The 15334-nt window shown below is 64.5% G+C and carries 16 protein-coding genes; 4 read left to right on the top strand and 12 right to left on the bottom strand.

What is annotated here, in order from left to right:
• The first annotated feature begins 109 nt into the window (after nucleotides 1-109).
• From V9L21_RS19200 to V9L21_RS19190, 3 genes are all read left to right on the top strand, one after another.
• Entirely contained in the window at nucleotides 110-487 is a 378-nt protein-coding gene (locus V9L21_RS19200) for a VOC family protein (RefSeq protein WP_337314543.1), read from the top strand.
• 54 nt (nucleotides 488-541) lie between these two features.
• A complete protein-coding gene (locus tag V9L21_RS19195) occupies nucleotides 542-1009 on the top strand; it encodes a GyrI-like domain-containing protein (RefSeq protein ID WP_337314542.1) in 468 nt (155 codons plus the stop codon).
• Nucleotides 1010-1097: 88 nt separating this feature from the next.
• Nucleotides 1098-1838: a helix-turn-helix transcriptional regulator gene (locus V9L21_RS19190; protein WP_337314541.1), complete on the top strand. Its 741-nt coding sequence runs from the start codon at nucleotides 1098-1100 to the stop codon at nucleotides 1836-1838.
• On the opposite strand, the gene dnaB is transcribed toward V9L21_RS19190, so the two are convergent.
• From dnaB to ppsA, 7 genes are all read right to left on the bottom strand, one after another.
• Nucleotides 1832-3238, bottom strand: a complete 1407-nt coding sequence (dnaB, locus tag V9L21_RS19185; RefSeq protein ID WP_157613155.1) for a replicative DNA helicase — start codon at nucleotides 3236-3238, stop codon at nucleotides 1832-1834. The genes V9L21_RS19190 and dnaB overlap by 7 nt on opposite strands.
• A 172-nt stretch (nucleotides 3239-3410) precedes the next feature.
• The gene (gene rplI / locus V9L21_RS19180; protein ID WP_126748862.1) at nucleotides 3411-3863 is read right to left on the bottom strand and encodes a 50S ribosomal protein L9; all 453 of its coding nucleotides are present in this window, start codon (nucleotides 3861-3863) and stop codon (nucleotides 3411-3413) included.
• A 12-nt stretch (nucleotides 3864-3875) separates the two neighbouring features.
• Nucleotides 3876-4157 (bottom strand): 30S ribosomal protein S18, encoded by a 282-nt coding sequence (gene rpsR, locus V9L21_RS19175; RefSeq protein ID WP_007830781.1) that lies wholly within the window; start codon nucleotides 4155-4157, stop codon nucleotides 3876-3878.
• A 21-nt stretch (nucleotides 4158-4178) separates the two neighbouring features.
• Nucleotides 4179-4496 (bottom strand): primosomal replication protein N, encoded by a 318-nt coding sequence (gene priB / locus V9L21_RS19170; protein WP_242631045.1) that lies wholly within the window; start codon nucleotides 4494-4496, stop codon nucleotides 4179-4181.
• A 7-nt stretch (nucleotides 4497-4503) separates the two neighbouring features.
• Entirely contained in the window at nucleotides 4504-4878 is a 375-nt protein-coding gene (gene rpsF / locus V9L21_RS19165; protein ID WP_126748861.1) for a 30S ribosomal protein S6, read from the bottom strand.
• 115 nt (nucleotides 4879-4993) lie between these two features.
• Complete coding sequence (locus tag V9L21_RS19160; protein WP_337314540.1) at nucleotides 4994-5536, bottom strand: hypothetical protein; 543 nt, start codon at nucleotides 5534-5536, stop codon at nucleotides 4994-4996.
• Nucleotides 5537-5744: 208 nt separating this feature from the next.
• A complete protein-coding gene (ppsA, locus tag V9L21_RS19155) occupies nucleotides 5745-8138 on the bottom strand; it encodes a phosphoenolpyruvate synthase (RefSeq protein WP_337314539.1) in 2394 nt (797 codons plus the stop codon).
• A gap of 191 nt (nucleotides 8139-8329) precedes the next feature.
• On the opposite strand from ppsA, the gene ppsR reads away from it, so the two are divergent.
• On the top strand, nucleotides 8330-9151 hold the full coding sequence (gene ppsR / locus V9L21_RS19150; protein WP_021006527.1) for a posphoenolpyruvate synthetase regulatory kinase/phosphorylase PpsR: 822 nt from the start codon (nucleotides 8330-8332) through the stop codon (nucleotides 9149-9151).
• Between the two features lie 30 nt (nucleotides 9152-9181).
• On the opposite strand, the gene V9L21_RS19145 is transcribed toward ppsR, so the two are convergent.
• Genes V9L21_RS19145 through V9L21_RS19125 form a run of 5 tightly spaced genes read right to left on the bottom strand, consistent with a single transcriptional unit; the run spans nucleotide 9182 to nucleotide 15254 of the window.
• Nucleotides 9182-9988 carry a heme ABC transporter ATP-binding protein gene (locus V9L21_RS19145; protein ID WP_337314538.1) on the bottom strand — a complete coding sequence of 269 codons (807 nt, stop codon included), beginning with the start codon at nucleotides 9986-9988 and terminating at the stop codon, nucleotides 9182-9184.
• Entirely contained in the window at nucleotides 9985-11025 is a 1041-nt protein-coding gene (locus V9L21_RS19140) for a FecCD family ABC transporter permease (protein ID WP_337314537.1), read from the bottom strand. The genes V9L21_RS19145 and V9L21_RS19140 overlap by 4 nt, the downstream gene beginning before the upstream one ends.
• Nucleotides 11022-11921, bottom strand: a complete 900-nt coding sequence (locus V9L21_RS19135) for a heme/hemin ABC transporter substrate-binding protein (RefSeq protein ID WP_337314536.1) — start codon at nucleotides 11919-11921, stop codon at nucleotides 11022-11024. The genes V9L21_RS19140 and V9L21_RS19135 overlap by 4 nt, the downstream gene beginning before the upstream one ends.
• 47 nt (nucleotides 11922-11968) lie before the next feature.
• Complete coding sequence (locus tag V9L21_RS19130; RefSeq protein WP_337314535.1) at nucleotides 11969-13072, bottom strand: hemin-degrading factor; 1104 nt, start codon at nucleotides 13070-13072, stop codon at nucleotides 11969-11971.
• A gap of 43 nt (nucleotides 13073-13115) precedes the next feature.
• Nucleotides 13116-15254, bottom strand: a complete 2139-nt coding sequence (locus tag V9L21_RS19125; protein WP_337314534.1) for a TonB-dependent hemoglobin/transferrin/lactoferrin family receptor — start codon at nucleotides 15252-15254, stop codon at nucleotides 13116-13118.
• Nucleotides 15255-15334: the final 80 nt, after the last annotated feature.

The raw sequence follows: 15334 nt of genomic DNA, 5'->3' as shown, positions 1-15334 counted from the left end.
GCATCGCGGGCCTTTTTTCGTCCGTGGTGACAGCCTCCTGACACGACGTTGTCAGGAGCCTGTCCGCACCATCGAGGTCCTTCAACGCACAAACGAAAGAGAGCACTTCATGCAAAACGCCATCAGCTGGTTCGAGATTCCGGTCGCCGACATCGACCGCGCCCAAGCCTTCTACGAAACCGTTCTTGGCCGCGCGCTGCGCCGGCAGGAGTTCGGCGGTGAAACGCTCGCCGTCTTTCCCTACGACAATCCGGCCACGGGCGGTGCCTTGCAGGCCGGAGCCAACGCCAACCCCAGCGCGCACGCGGGTAGCGGCATTCGCATCTACCTCGATTGCATGCCGAGCATCGATGCGGTACTTGCCCGCGTCGAGGCAGCCGGCGGCCAGATCGTGGCGCCCAAATCGGCACTGCCCGAGGGCATGGGTTTCATCGCCCATCTGCGCGACACCGAGGGCAACGAAGTCGGGCTCCACGCCCTTGCCTGATCGACGAGCCGCAGAGCTTCGAACCACGGCCCCAACAACATCAAGACATCATTCATGCAGGAGAAGAATCAGATGGAACCGGTCCGCCAGCATCATGGCGATTTTCAGGTCGCGGGGCTCACAGCCCGCACCACCAACAGCGAAGAGAACGACCCTGCCAAGGCCTGCATCGGCCCATTGTGGAATCGCTTCTTCGGGGAAGAGACCTACCGCTCGACCCCTCACCGCACGCAAGACGCCCGCATCTTCGGTGTGTACTCCGGCTATGAGTCCGACGCCCATGGCGCGTTCGACGTGACCGTGGGCGTGGCCGTCTCGGGCGGAACCGGGGCGGTTGCCATTGAAGCCGGCGACTACCTCGTCTTTTCAGGCCAAGGCGAAATGCCGCACATGGTGATCGATACCTGGCAGCGCATCTGGCAGTATTTCGAAGCAAACCCCACAATCACGCGCCGCTACCGCAGCGATTTCGAAGCGTACGACGGACCTGACAAAGTGGCGATCCACATCGGAATTTCATGAGCACCAAGAAGAGCTGGCGCGACAGGCTCGCCGGCCACCCCTACCTGCCGAACGCGAAGACTTCGCAAAGAAACTGGCTCGGACACTGATGCGCCGCGCCGACCGCCTGTTCCAGCTCGTGCAGATCATCCGCGGCCGCCGGCTCACCACGGCCGCCTTCCTGGCGCAGCGCCTGGAAGTGTCGGAACGCACCGTGTACCGCGACGTCGCCGATCTGCAGCACCAGGGCGTGCCCATCGAAGGCGAAGCGGGGGTGGGCTACAGGCTGGGCGCGGGCTTCGAGCTGCCGCCGCTGATGTTCAGCCAGGAAGAAGCGTCCGCCCTCGTGGCTGCGGCGCGGCTGGCGCAGAGCTGGGTCGATCCGGTGCTGGCGCGCAACATCGAAACGGGGCTGGGCAAGATTCTTTCGGTGCTGCCGGCGGCGGCACGCGTGTCGGCTGAGGCGCTGGCGCTCTATGCGCCCGCGCTGGGCCTGGACGACACCATCCGAGCCAGGCTGCAGATCTTGCGCGAGGCCGTGGAAGCGCACCAGAAGCTGCGCCTCAGCTATCGCGATGTATCGGGCGATGCCAGCGAACGCACCGTGCGCCCGCTCGGCTGTTTCTACTGGGGCAAGGTCTGGACGCTTTCGACCTGGTGCGAATTGCGCAGCGACTTTCGAGGCTTTCGGCTCGACCGCATGGATGCGGTCGATGTGCTGCCGGAGCGATTTCGCGACGAAGCGGGCAAGACGCTGGCCGACATGATGCGCCAGCTGAAGGCGCGGGCTGCGGCCGAATGCAAAGCTGAAGAAACAGCGGCAGCCGCAACAAGTCCGCCGCGTCAGTAGTCGTCGCTGCTGCCGTAGCTGGCAAGGTTCTCGAACTTGGTAAGCGGCTTCAGGAAGGCCAGCTTGACGGTACCCGTGGGACCGTTCCGGTGCTTGCTGATGATCACTTCGGCCACGCCCGGCTCCTTGCTGTTCTTGTCGTAGTAGTCGTCGCGGTAGATGAACATGATGATGTCCGCGTCCTGCTCGATGGCGCCGGATTCGCGCAAGTCGCTCATCATGGGGCGCTTGTCGGTACGGCTTTCAACGCCGCGGCTCAACTGCGACAGCGCGATCACCGGGCACTTGAGTTCCTTGGCGAGCATCTTCAGGCCGCGGGAGATTTCGCCCACCGCCGTCGCGCGGTTCTCATCGCCGCTCATGCTGGTCGACATGAGCTGCAGGTAATCGACCACGATCAGGCCGAGGCGCCCGTACTGCCGCGCAAGCCGGCGTGCATTGGCCCGCAGTTCGCTGGTAGAGAGGCCCGGCGTCTCGTCGATGTGCAGCGACACGTTGCGCAGCTTCTCGATGGCTTCGGTCAGGCGCGGCCACTCTTCGTCGCTGAGCTTGCCGGTGCGCAGGTGCCCCTGGTCGATGCGACCGATCGAGCCGACGATACGCACCGCCAGCTGCGAGGCACCCATTTCCATCGAGAAGACCGCGACGGGCAAGCCCTCGTTCAATGCCACGTGCTCGGCGATGTTGATGGCCAGCGAGGTCTTGCCCATGGAGGGACGCGCGGCCAGCACGATCATGTCGCCCGGCTGCAGGCCCGAAGTCATCTTGTCGAACTCGTAGAAGCCCGTGCGCACGCCCGTGATGTCGTTCGGGTTCTCGGCCATCTCGGTCACGCGGTCGAGCAGTTCGACCACCAGGGCATCCATGCTCTGGAAGCCCTGCTTCATCCGCGTGCCTTCTTCGCCGATGTTGAAGATCTTCTGCTCGGCCTCGTCCAGGATCTTGTCGACCGACTTGCCCTGCGTGTTGAAGGCGTTGGTCGCAATCTCGTCGCTGGCGGATACCAGCTTTCGCAAGATGGACCGCTCGCGCACGATCTCCGCGTAGCGGCGAATGTTGCTGGCACTCGGCACATACTGCGCGAGCGAGTTCAGGTAAACCAGTCCGCCGATTTCCTCGGCCTTGCCCAGGCCTTGCAGCTGCTCGTAGACCGTGATGACGTCGGCCGGCTTGCTGGCATTGATCAGCCCGCCGATGGCCGCGTAAATGAGCTTGTGTTCGTGGCGGTAGAAGTCGCCGTCGACCAGCAGGTCGCCCATGCGGTCCCATGCGCCGTTATCGAGCAGCAGGCCGCCAAGCACGCTCGACTCGGCCTCGATCGAGTGAGGCGGAATGCGGAGTTTGGCGACTTGGCGATCGGCCGACGGGTCATTGTCGGCATAGGAGAAAACGGCGGACATGGACTTCCCTTGCAACCCTGCATGCTAAGCCGCGCGCGGCGCTGCGCGTGTGGACAAGGTTGTGAATAAACGGTGATCTTCCGGTGCAACGGAGTGGAAAACTCAGAGGCACAAAAACAAAAGCCGCCCGGAGGCGGCTTTTGCGGCAGCGCACAAGGCGCCGCAATGACGATCAGGCGGTTTCGCCGTAGACCGTCACGGTGATGTCGACCACCACGTCGGTGTGCAGCGCAACGCTCACGGTGCTGTCGCCGACGACCTTGATCGGGCCGTTGGGCAGGCGCACTTGCGACTTGGCAACCTTGTAGCCTTGCTTGCCGAGCTCTTCGGCGATGTCGCCGTTGGTGACCGAGCCGAACAGACGACCGTCAACGCCAGCCTTTTGGGTCAGCTTGATGGTCGTGCCGCCGAGCTTTTCGCCCTGAGCTTGCGATTCAGCCAACTTGGCGGCCGCAGCCTTTTCGAGTTCGGCGCGCTTGGCTTCGAATTCGGCCTTGTTGGCAGCGGTGGCGCGGCGGGCGCGGCCCGACGGAATCAGGAAGTTGCGTGCGTAGCCGTCCTTGACCTTGACGATATCGCCCAGGCCGCCGACGTTGACAACCTTGTCCAGAAGAATGATTTGCATGGTGCTTGCTCCTTAGACGCGGTGCTGGTCGCTGTACGGCACCATCGCGAGGAAGCGTGCGCGCTTGATCGCGGTGTTGAGCTGGCGCTGGTAGATCGCGCGCGTGCCGGTCAGGCGTGCGGGGATGATCTTGCCGTTTTCGCTGATGAAGTCACGCAGCGTGTCGATGTCCTTGTAGTCGATTTCTTCGACGCCAGCGACGGTGAAGCGGCAGAAGCGCTTGCGCTTGAACAGCAGCGACTGGGTGTTGCGCTTCGGGCGCTTGTCTTTGTTGAATTTCTTGAACGTGGCCATTTGGGGACCTCTTGTCGAAAATTAATTTTGCTGAAAATCCTGAATGTGCAGGACCGGATGCTTGCCGTTGCCCGGTGTCGCGAGAAATCCCTGAAAACACCAGAGACTACCCATCGACTGCGTTGCGAGCCGTTCGGCGATGGCGCCGAACGCAACGGCCTTGAGGGCCGTTTTCACCTGCCTGGCTTTTCCTGCCTCCTGAAGCGTCGACTCGTGTTCGAGCTTCAGGTCGATGGCGGGAAGGCCGGCGGGCGTGTATCGCAAGGTTCCGAGTTCGGCAACGGAGGCTGTCAGCAGGAGCTGATTGACCCCGGTTGCCGCAGCAGCGGCAGCGGTCACGCCGCTATCAGCTGTTGTTGGCGGCGTACTCGGCCTGCTGGGCCTTGCGGGCTTCTTCGCGCTCGACCGTCTTCATCATCGACGAAGGACCGGTTTCGGCCTTCTTCTTCTGGACGGTGAGGTGGCGCAGCACGGCGTCGTTGAACTTGAACGCGTGTTCGAGTTCGCCCATCACGGCTTGTTCGGCTTCAATGTTGACGCACAGGTAGTGCGCCTTGTTGAGCTTGTTGATCTGGTAAGCCAGCTGACGGCGGCCCCAGTCTTCAACGCGGTGGACTTTGCCGCCGCCGGCCGTGATCAGGCCCTTGTAGCGCTCCAGCATGGCCGGAACTTGTTCGCTCTGATCCGGGTGGATCAGCAAAATGATTTCGTAGTGACGCATGGCACTCCTTGTGGATTCTTCCGTGGAAGAGGAAAAGCCACCTGCAGCGTCGGGCGCAGTGTGGCAAGGCAAAGCCGGCTATTGTAGCACTATAGGCGCGGCGTTGGTCCAGCGCTCAGTCGTTCAAGGCCTTGTCGAGGGCGGCCGCCTTCTCGGCGCCCACCGCGGCGCGAATCTTGGGCGCCAGCGCCACCAGGTCTTCATAGCTCGTGGTGCCTTCGACCTGCAGGTTGAGCCGGAAGCCCATCAGCCCGAGGGCTCCGGTCAACTGTGTGGCGATGGGATAGGCATCCTTGTAGCGCTGCTGCCGGCTACGCCCCGCAGCGGGCGCAGGTTCGGCCGGTTTCGGCTTTGCCGCCTCGGGTGCCCTGCTTGCGGCGGACGGCTGCGGCGCGGCGGTTGCCGCCGTCTTGCTTGCAGCGGCGGGCTCGGGCGCCTTGGGCGCTGCAGCCGCTTTGCTTCCCGCCGCTGGCTGGAGCAGCCCCAACTCGACCATCTGGTCGATCTCTTCACGCGCAATGCCGTTCCCCGCAGCCAGCACCTCATCGACCGAGCGCTTGCCGTCGAACAGGATGAACGCCGTGCGCTGGCGCGGCGAAAGCGGCACCGACCGGTCCTTGAAAACCTGCTGTCCGGCTTCTGTCTTGACAAGAATCATGATGTTTCTTTCGCGATGTACCGCCGGTTTGCGCACCTGGCAATTTCGCCATGCGCAACCCGCAAGCGATTGCCGCCCTTGTGAGTGTCACAAGTCTGGCATAAAGAACACATTTTGATTCATTTATGCGCTGCGGCAGCGGGAATTTCCCCAATGGGGATTCCCGCGGCCGCCTCATCGGGCGGTTACAACTCCGCCCTTTTGTCCGTCAGCGCTTGGCGAGTTGCTGCCAGGTGTCGATGACGCTATCCGGATTCAGGGAGATCGATTCGATGCCCTGCTCCGCCAGCCAAAGCGCGAAATCCGGGTGGTCGCTGGGGCCTTGGCCGCAGATACCCACGTATTTGCCTTCGGCCTTGCAGGCCTTGATGACGCGGCTCAGCAGGGCCTTGACGGCGAGGTCGCGCTCGTCGAAGTCGGCGGCCAGCAGTTCGAGGCCGGAATCGCGGTCCAGGCCGAGCGTGAGCTGGGTCAGGTCGTTCGAGCCGATCGAGAAGCCGTCGAAGAACTTCAGGAACTCCTCGGGCAGAACTGCATTGCTCGGCACTTCGCACATCATGATCAGCTTGAGCTCGTTCTCGCCGCGCTTCAGGCCGTGCTCGCCAAGCAGCGTGGTCACGCGCTCGGCTTGGCCCAGCGTTCGCACGAAGGGCACCATGATCTGCACGTTGACGAGGCCCATGTCGTTGCGAACGCGCTTGAGCGCCTCGCATTCCATGGCAAAGGCTTCGCCGAAGTCCTTGCTCAGGTAGCGTGCGGCACCGCGGAAGCCGAGCATCGGGTTTTCTTCTTCCGGCTCGTAGCGGCTGCCGCCGATCAGCTTGCGGTACTCGTTCGACTTGAAGTCCGACAAGCGCACGATGACCTGCTTGGGCCAGAAGGCCGCGGCAATGGTCGCAATGCCTTCAGCCACCTTGTCGACATAGAAGGCGCGCGGCGAGGCGTGGCCTCGGGCCACCGACTCGACGGCCTTTTTCAGGTCGTTGTCGACATTCGGATAGTCGAGGATGGCCTTCGGGTGCACGCCGATGTTGTTGTTGATGATGAACTCGAGCCGCGCCAGGCCCACGCCATGGTTGGGCAGCTGCGCGAAGTCGAAGGCCAGCTGCGGATTGCCGACGTTCATCATGATCTTGATGTCGATCTCGGGCATCACGCCGCGCTGCACTTCGGTCACTTCGGTTTCGAGCAGGCCGTCGTAAATGAAGCCGGTGTCGCCCTCGGCGCAACTCACGGTCACCAGCGTGCCTTCCTTCAGCAGGTCGGTGGCGTCGCCGCAGCCCACCACGGCCGGAATGCCGAGTTCGCGCGCAATGATGGCCGCGTGGCAGGTGCGCCCGCCGCGGTTGGTGACGATGGCGGCGGCGCGCTTCATTACCGGTTCCCAGTTGGGGTCGGTCATGTCGGTGACGAGCACGTCGCCGGCCTGCACCTTGTCCATCTCGCTGATGTTGTGCACGAGCCGCACGGGGCCGGTGCCGATCTTCTGGCCGATGGCACGGCCTTCGGCGAGCACTGCGCCCTTGCCCAGCAGTTTGTAGCGCTGCTCGGCCTTGCCTTGCTGCTGGCTCTTCACCGTCTCGGGGCGCGCCTGCAGGATGTAGAGCTGGCCGTCGGTGCCGTCCTTGCCCCACTCGATGTCCATCGGGCGGCCGTAGTGTTCTTCGATCACCAGCGCGTATTTGGCAAGCAGTTCAACATCGGCGTCGCTCAGCGAATAGCGATTGCGCTGTTCGGCCTTGACGTCGGTGGTCTTCACCAGCTTGCCGGTGGCCTTTTTCTCTTCGGGCGTCGCGAACTCCATCTGGATCAGCTTGGAGCCGAGGTTACGGCGTATCACCGCGCGCTTGCCGGCGCGCAGCGTGGGCTTGTGCACATAGAACTCGTCGGGGTTCACGGCGCCCTGCACCACCGTTTCGCCCAGGCCGTAGCTCGAGGTGATGAACACCACGTCTTCGAAGCCCGATTCGGTGTCGATGGTGAACATCACGCCGGCCGCGCCAAGGTCGGAGCGGACCATGCGCTGCACACCGGCCGAGAGCGCCACCACGTCGTGCGCAAAGCCCTTGTGAACGCGATAGCTGATCGCGCGGTCGTTGTAGAGGGAAGCAAAAACCTCCTTCATCTTGTGCAACACGTCTTCGATGCCGACCACGTTGAGGAAGGTCTCCTGCTGGCCAGCGAAGGAAGCGTCCGGCAGGTCTTCGGCGGTGGCCGAGGAGCGCACAGCGAAAGAGGCGGCGGGATTGCCGGCGCTCAGCTTCGCGAATGCGTCGGTAATGGCTTTCTGCAGATCGGCCGGAAAAGGCTGGGCCTCGACCATGGCGCGAATTTCAGCGCCGGCCGCGGCCAGCGCCCGCACGTCTTCGGTGTCCAGCGCTGCGAGCCGCTTGCTGATCTTGTCGGCCAGCCCGTCGTGGGCCAGAAACTGGCGAAACGCGTGCGCCGTGGTCGCAAAACCCGTAGGCACCTGCACACCCTGCGGCAGCTGCGAGATCATTTCGCCGAGGCTGGCGTTCTTGCCGCCGACCGACTCGACGTCAGTCATCCTCAGGTTTTCAAACGGTACGACCAAGGCGGTCGCGTCGAAAAGTGCAGACATGGGAAAGCTCCAGAAGTTGAAACCGGTGCCGCATGCAGGCGGCGCGGCACGATCGTTGTCGTTGCTTTGGGTGCTGGCGCGGCGTGCATGGAAAGAATTGGGTCAAGGGAAAGCGGATTCCCGATAATGGCCCGGATTGTAGGCGTGGCGAGATTGCACGCGCCGCAGGACAAGGCCGCAAGAGCTACACCATGCATACACGCACTGTTTTCTTCATTTCAGACGGCACCGGCATCACCGCTGAAACTTTCGGTAACGCCGTGCTCGCGCAGTTCGAGATGAAACCGCGCCATGTCCGGCTGCCTTTTACCGACACGGTCGACAAGGCGCACCAGGCTGTGCGCCAGATCAACCACACGGCCGAACTGGAGGGCGTGCGCCCCATCGTCTTCACCACGCTGGCCAACATGGAAGTGCTGGAGGTGATCGAAACCGGCTGCAAGGGCATGCTGCTCGACATGTTCGGCACCTTCGTGCGGCCGCTGGAAATCGAACTGGCCGTGAAGTCGAACCATCGCATCGGCCGCTTCAGCGATGTGAGCAAGAGCAAGGAATACGACGCCCGCATCGCGGCCATCGACTTCAGCCTGGCGCACGACGACGGCCAGAGCAACCGCGACCTGGAAGGCGCGGACGTGATCCTGGTGGGCGTGAGCCGCAGCGGCAAGACGCCGACCTCTCTTTATCTGGCGATGCAGCACGGCCTGAAGGCGGCCAACTACCCGCTGATTCCCGAAGATTTCGAGCGCCGCCAGCTGCCGCCGGCCTTGATGCCGCATCGCAAGAAGATCTTCGGGCTGACCATCCAGCCCGAGCGGCTGAGCCAGATCCGCAACGAGCGCCGGCCGGATTCGCGCTACGCCAGCCTTGAGAACTGCCGCAACGAGGTGAGCGAGGCCGAAGCCATGATGCGCCGGGCCGGCATCCGGTGGCTTTCGACGACCACCAAGTCGATCGAAGAAATTGCCACCACCATCCTGCAGGAACTGAAGCCCGAGCGGCTGACTTACTGAAGCGCCGGCTTCAACGGCATCGCGCACCCGCTAGCCAAACAGGTATTGCAGCGTCCCGTCTGCACTGCTGACCGGCTGGCAGGGCATGCCCCAGACCGCCTCGATCAACTCGGGTTGCAGCACTTCGGCCGCCGGCCCCTGCCGCAGCCCCTCCGCAGCACCGAGCACCACGACCTCGTCGGCGTACCGGCGCGCGAGGTTCAGGTCATGCAGCACGGCGACCACACCCACTCCCTGCGCCGCCCAGGTCCGAAGCAGCCGCATTGCCGAATGCTGGTGCGCGAGGTCCAGCGCCGCAGTGGGCTCGTCCAGCAGCAGCCAGCGGGTGGCGCCGTCCGGGCGCGGATGCCACAGCTGGGCCAGCGCCCGCGCCATGTGAACCCGGGCTTTTTCGCCACCCGACAAGGTGTTGAGGATGCGGGGAGCCAAGGCCGTGACATCGGTCAGCGCCATGGCCTGGGCAATGATGTCGTCCTCGTCGAGCGCCGGTGCGCGGCGGTGCGGATAGCGCCCGAGCGCGACGATGTCCTGCGCGGTGAAGTCGAATGCGACAGCGCTTTCCTGCGGCATCAGCGCGCGGCGCAACGCCAGCGCCGCCATGCCGTGGTCCGCGAGCGGCCGGCCGTCGAGCACAACGCTGCCCCGCGTCGGCTCGCGCTGGCCTGAAAGCACCGACAGAAGGGTCGACTTGCCCGCGCCGTTGGGGCCGAGGATGGCCGTCATGCGGCCCGGCGCCAGGTTCACCGAGGCGTTTGCCAGCAGCAGCTTGGCGCCGATGCGAACTTCCACCTCCGCGCACGACAGCCGCGCCGCCGGGTTGTGCTCGGCAGCCGTCATATGCGCCCCCTGAAATGCCGCAGCATCAGCAAGAACACAGGCACGCCGATGAACGCAGTGAGCACGCCCAACGGCAACTCGGCGGGCGCAATCACGGTCCGCGCCACCGTGTCGGCGGCAAGCACCAGCACGGCGCCCAGGAGGGCCGAGCCCGGCAGCACCACGCGGTGATCCGGCCCGGCCAGCATGCGCACCCAATGCGGCGCAATCAGCCCGATGAAGCCGATGATCCCGGTCGTGGCCGTTATCGCCCCCACGGCCACCGCCGTGATGACGACGGCGCGCCGCTTGGTGCGCTCGACATCCACCCCGAGCAGCGCCGCCTGCGCCTCGCCAAGGGCGATGGTGTTCAGCGGCGAGGCCAGGGAAGCCGCCGCCCAGCAAGAAAGAAACACCGCCGCGCACACCAGCAGCACCGCGCTCCAGCGCGCGCCTCCCAGGCTGCCCAGCAGCCAGAACTGCAGGCTTCGCAACTGCTCGTCGGTGGCCATGACGCTCAACAGGCCGAGCCCCGCGCTGGCCAGCGCGTTGATGGCAATGCCCGCCAACAGCATCAGCGCCATGCGCGTGCCGCCTTCGCTGCGGGAGAGGCCGTAGATCAGCAGGGTCACGATGAAGCCGCCGCCGAAGGCCATGGCCACCAATGTCCAGCTTCCCAGCGTGCGCGGCAGCACGGGCCAGAACCAGGCGCCGAGCACGATGGTGATGCCCGCCGCCAGCGCCGCCCCGCTGCTGATGCCGATCAGCCCGGGGTCTGCCAACGGATTGCGGAACAGGCCCTGCATCAAGGTGCCCGCCATGCCAAGGCCAGCCCCCGCCGCCACGCCGAGAATCAGCCGCGGCAGCCGGATGTTGAGGAACACCAGGTGCTCGGGCGACGGGCTGCCTGCACTGCCCTGCCCCACTGAAGCCAGCACGTTCCAGAGCTGCGAAAGACTGATGGCATAGGCGCCCGAAACCGCTCCGGTCGCAAAGGCCGCCGCGAGCAGCAGCATGCTGCCGCACAACACGGTTCCAAAACCGAGGCGCTGGGTCATGCCAGCGCCGCCTGGAATTTCTCGTGCAGCTCGCCGATGGCAGCCGGCAAGCGCGGACCGAAGCCCAGCAGCAGCAAGGCGTCCTGCGTGATCAGCGCACGCTTTTTATAAGCCGGTGTGAGCGCGAGCTCGGGCCGCTGCCAGAACTTGTCGATGCCGCCATGCGCTTCGATGCTCTGCGTGCTCGTGAGAATGACGTCGGGCGCGGCGCTGGCCATGGCCTCGGCCGTCATCGGACGGTAGCCCTGGAAGCCGCTCATCGCATTGACCCCGCCCGCAAAGCCGATCACCGAATGCGCCGCCGTCTTCTCGCCCGAAACCTGCGGGCTCGCGCTGTGCGACAGCACGAAGAGCACCTTCGGCTTGCGCCCCTTCGCAGCGCTGACGCGCTGCTGCACCTGCGTCCATTCGGCATCGAGCCTGGCCTGCAGTTCGCGCGCCTGCGCCTCCTTGGCGGCCGCGCGGCCCACGGCCTGGACCTTGCGCTGCACCTCGCCCCAGGTGTGGTCGGCTTCGATGATCTCGATCCTGACGCCGGCGCTGCGAACCTGGTCGAGCACGACCGCTGGGCCGGATTCATTGGTTGCGATGATCGCATCCGGCTTCAGCGACAGAAGCCCTTCAGCGGACAGTTGCCGCATGTAGCCGACCTTGGACGTGCTGCGCGCGGCCGCCGGGTAAAGGCTGGTGGTGTCGGTGCCGACGAGCTGGCCGTCCGCGCCGAGCGCATAGACCACCTCGGTGATTGCGCCGCTCACGGTTACCAGCCTCGGAAGCTTTGCCGGCTGTGCGAACAAGGGCAGCGCGGCGGCACCGAACGAAGCGGCCGAGAGAAGGCGCAGCGCTTTGCGGCGATGTACGGCGCAAGTAGTCGGATCAAGGTGAAGTTCGCTCATTGGAAATCGGATCACAGTCAAAGCACGATGCGTCTCTTTGGCGATGTTCACGCGGGTTGCGCGGTCGGCCGGGTTGAACGCGGAAGATTCCGCACGATGCGGCGCCACTCTTCGCGCTCGGGCACGCCCGGCTTGCGCGCGCCGAAGAACATGGCCATCAGCTCACCGTCCTTGTCGAAGGCCTCGACGGAGGTGACGATGCCGTCGCTGGTGGGCTTTTCGACGATCCACACGTTTTGAATGCAGTCCTCCCGCAGATGCAGGTTGAAGCCGGCGTCGAGCACGTTGAGCCAGCGAATGGGCGGGGCGTTTCCGTCCCTGCTGGCAATTTCCATCGGCTCGATCCGCGACACCGGCCCGCTGTGGATCTGTATGCAGCCGGGGCTGCCCACGAACACCATGATCGGCGTGCCGTCGAAGGACGCTTCGAGCAGCAGGTCGCGAACGGCGTGCAGTTCGGCGCGCTGCGTGAACTCGCCTTCGGTCAGGCGAAAGCTCTGCTGGCGCTCGACCTCGAACTTGTTCAACAGCCCGAAGAACTCGTGCGTGTCCTGCATGGCCCGCCAGGCATCGGAGAGTCCGCGTGCATCGATGGCGCCGTCGTCGCGCGGCACGGCCTTGTCTTCGGCCGGCTCGAACAGCACCACGCCGTCCGGCGCGGTGTACGTGTCGACGACCGATTGGAATGCGTCGCGGTCCGTGGCGTCCCGCGCGAAGATCTTGTGGACGGCCACGCCCTGCGCATTGAAGAACTGCAGGCTCAGAGAAGGCGGCACGCCGGCATTGGCTGCCGCTTCGTTCACCGCAAAGCCTGCGTGCCAGCGGCTGAAGAAAAGGCGCAGGTCGATGGCCTCGCCCAACGCGAGCCCCATCTTGTCGCTGCCCGAGACTTTCTCGTAGACACCCGTTTTCTCGTGCACCGTGGTCTCGTTGCGCGTCAGCGCGAGCACCGGGCCGCAAAGCTCCAGTGCCTGCAGCAGTTCGGCCCACGGGCCCTTCAGCCGCGTGGCGCGCAAGGCCTTGTCGTGCGTGCCTGCGTGCGCGGCAATGGCCGCGCCTTCGGACACGCCCATGGCGGCGGCGGCATCCTTGTGGCGCATGCCTTTGGCACGCAGTTCAGAGAAGCGGGCGCGAATTTCTTCCAAGGTCATCGGGTTTCCTGTTGTTTGATTTGCCGGGTTGCCATGGGCGTTTTCAGAAGTCGGCCACGAGCGAGACATTGAAGCTGCGGCCCGGCTGCGTGTAGGCATCGCGGATGGCCGAGGTCGTTGTCACCCCGCGCACATCGCTCCACATCCAATAGCGCTTGTTGGTGAGGTTGGTTACCGAGGCGTTAAGGCGCAGGTCCTTCTTGATGCGCCACTGCGCGCTGATGTCCAGCGTGGTGGCTTGCGGCGTGCGGAACTGCAGGCCGGTCGTCACTTCGCTGCGATCGACGTCCTCCCACTCCTTGGCGCTGTGGTGCACTGCGTCCAGGCGCACGCTCCAGGACGGCGCCTGGTACTTGAGGCCGGCGCTGAACTTCTGCGGATCGATCGAGTTGAGCGGCCGGTTGTTGGTGCGGTCGCGGCCGCGCGTCTGGCCATAGGCAAAGGGCACGGAGAAGCCGGTGCCGTTTTCGGTGAAGTCGAGCTCGCCCTTGATTTCGAAACCGCTGATGCGCGCGCGCCCCACGTTGACCGACTGGTACACCAGCGGATCGATGCGCGGAATGCCGCGGCCGCCGACGAGCTTGTCGTTCTCGATGAGGTTCTTGTAGTCGCCGGTGAACGCAGCCACGTCGAAGCTCAGGATGCCGGTGCGCCCGCGCACGCCGAGTTCGATGTTCTGACTCTTTTCAGGCTTGAGATTCGGGTTGGGAATCGTCTTGTAGCCCTGGATCACGTTCTCGAAGAAGTTGTTCACCTGGAACGCATTGGGCGCCTTGAAGCCGGATGCATAGTTGCCGTAGACGCTCCATTGCGGCGTGGCGCGGAACAGCACGCCCAGCTTGGGCGATACAGCCGAGCCCGACAGCGACACGGCCTGTGCATTGAAGCCCGCCTGCTTCGCGTCGAGCGAGAAACGGTCGAAGCGAACACCGGGGGTGATGCTCCAGCGGTCATGGATGAATTCATCCTGCACGTAGAACGCCGACGATGTTTCGCGCGTATCGGGAAAGCGCTTGAGCGGATAGCTCTCGCCGGTGGGCGGCACGAGGCCGGTCTGCAGATTCTCGACGTTGGTGCGCGTGTAGTCGAATCCGTAGGTGATCTTCTGCGCCCAATCACCCATGCGGAGCGTCTTGTCGGCCTGCAGGCCAAGCTGCCAGGTGTTCTCGTCGTAGGTCACGTCGCGCGTGCGGTCGGCAGCGGTAAAGCGGTCTTCATTGATGAACTCGCGCGACTTGGCCTTCTGGTAGCTCACCACCGCGAGCAGGTTGTCCGCCACGGCGGCGTTCAGGCGCAGCCGGCCTTCGTAGGTGAAGCGGTCGCGCTCCAGGTCGGTCTTTGCGTTGAGGCCGACCACGGAGGTGGACGCATAAGGCGGCTTGGCAATGCCCGAAAGCAAGTCGTAGCGGCTGGTCTTCTCGATGTGCTCGAAGGTGAACGAATGCCGCTGGTCTGCATTGGGCGTGAGAATGGCCTTGGCCAGCAGCGCGCGGTTGCTGTCGCGCTGCGGGTTGGGCGTGGTGCGGTCCACATTGGGCACATTGAGCGTGCCCATGTTCTCGAGTTCGCTGGCGCGGCCTGCGTTGGCCGAAATGAGCCACTGCAACGTGTCGTTCGCCTTGCCGGCAAGCGTGACACCGCCGCGCACGCCGTTGTCGTCGCCGCTGTAGCCGATGCTTGCGCTTCCGCCGAAGCTGCGGCCCTCGCGCAGGAAAGACGAGGGTTCGCGAGTCACGAAGTTGACCAGGCCGGCCAGGCCGTCCGAACCATAGAGCGCCGACGCCGGGCCCTTGATGATTTCGATGCGCTCGACCAGGCTGATGTCGAAGTAGTCGCGGCCGAAGGCGTTGGCACTGAAGACATAGCTGCGCGGCGTGCGGATGCCGTCGGTCAGCAGCAGCACCCGGTTGCCGTCGAGCCCGCGAATGTTGAAGCCCGCGTTGCCGTCGCGGCCCGTGTTGCCCTGCGCCAGGCCGAAGCGCGCCGGCGAGCGCTTGACCGAAACATTGGGCAGATCGCGCACCGCATCGCGGATGTCGTTGATCTGCTTGGACTCGATGTCTTCCCGATTGATGACCTCCGCGCTGACCGGCAAGTCGTCCTTGGCCTGCTCCGAACGCGAGCCGCTCACCACCACTTCATTCAGTACCGCGAGCTGCTGGGACCAGGCAGGCGCGGCCATGCCGAAGCCGGTGGCAATCAGCCACGGTAGAAGTGCTAAACGTTGGGAGGGTCGGTTGAATTGGGAGGCCACGAAAAAGG

This window comes from Variovorax sp. CCNWLW235 (assembly GCF_037204085.1).
GTDB lineage: Bacteria > Pseudomonadota > Gammaproteobacteria > Burkholderiales > Burkholderiaceae_C > Variovorax.
The sequence above is the reverse complement of the archived record's forward strand: the minus strand, read 5'-3'. Positions and strand labels throughout refer to the sequence as shown.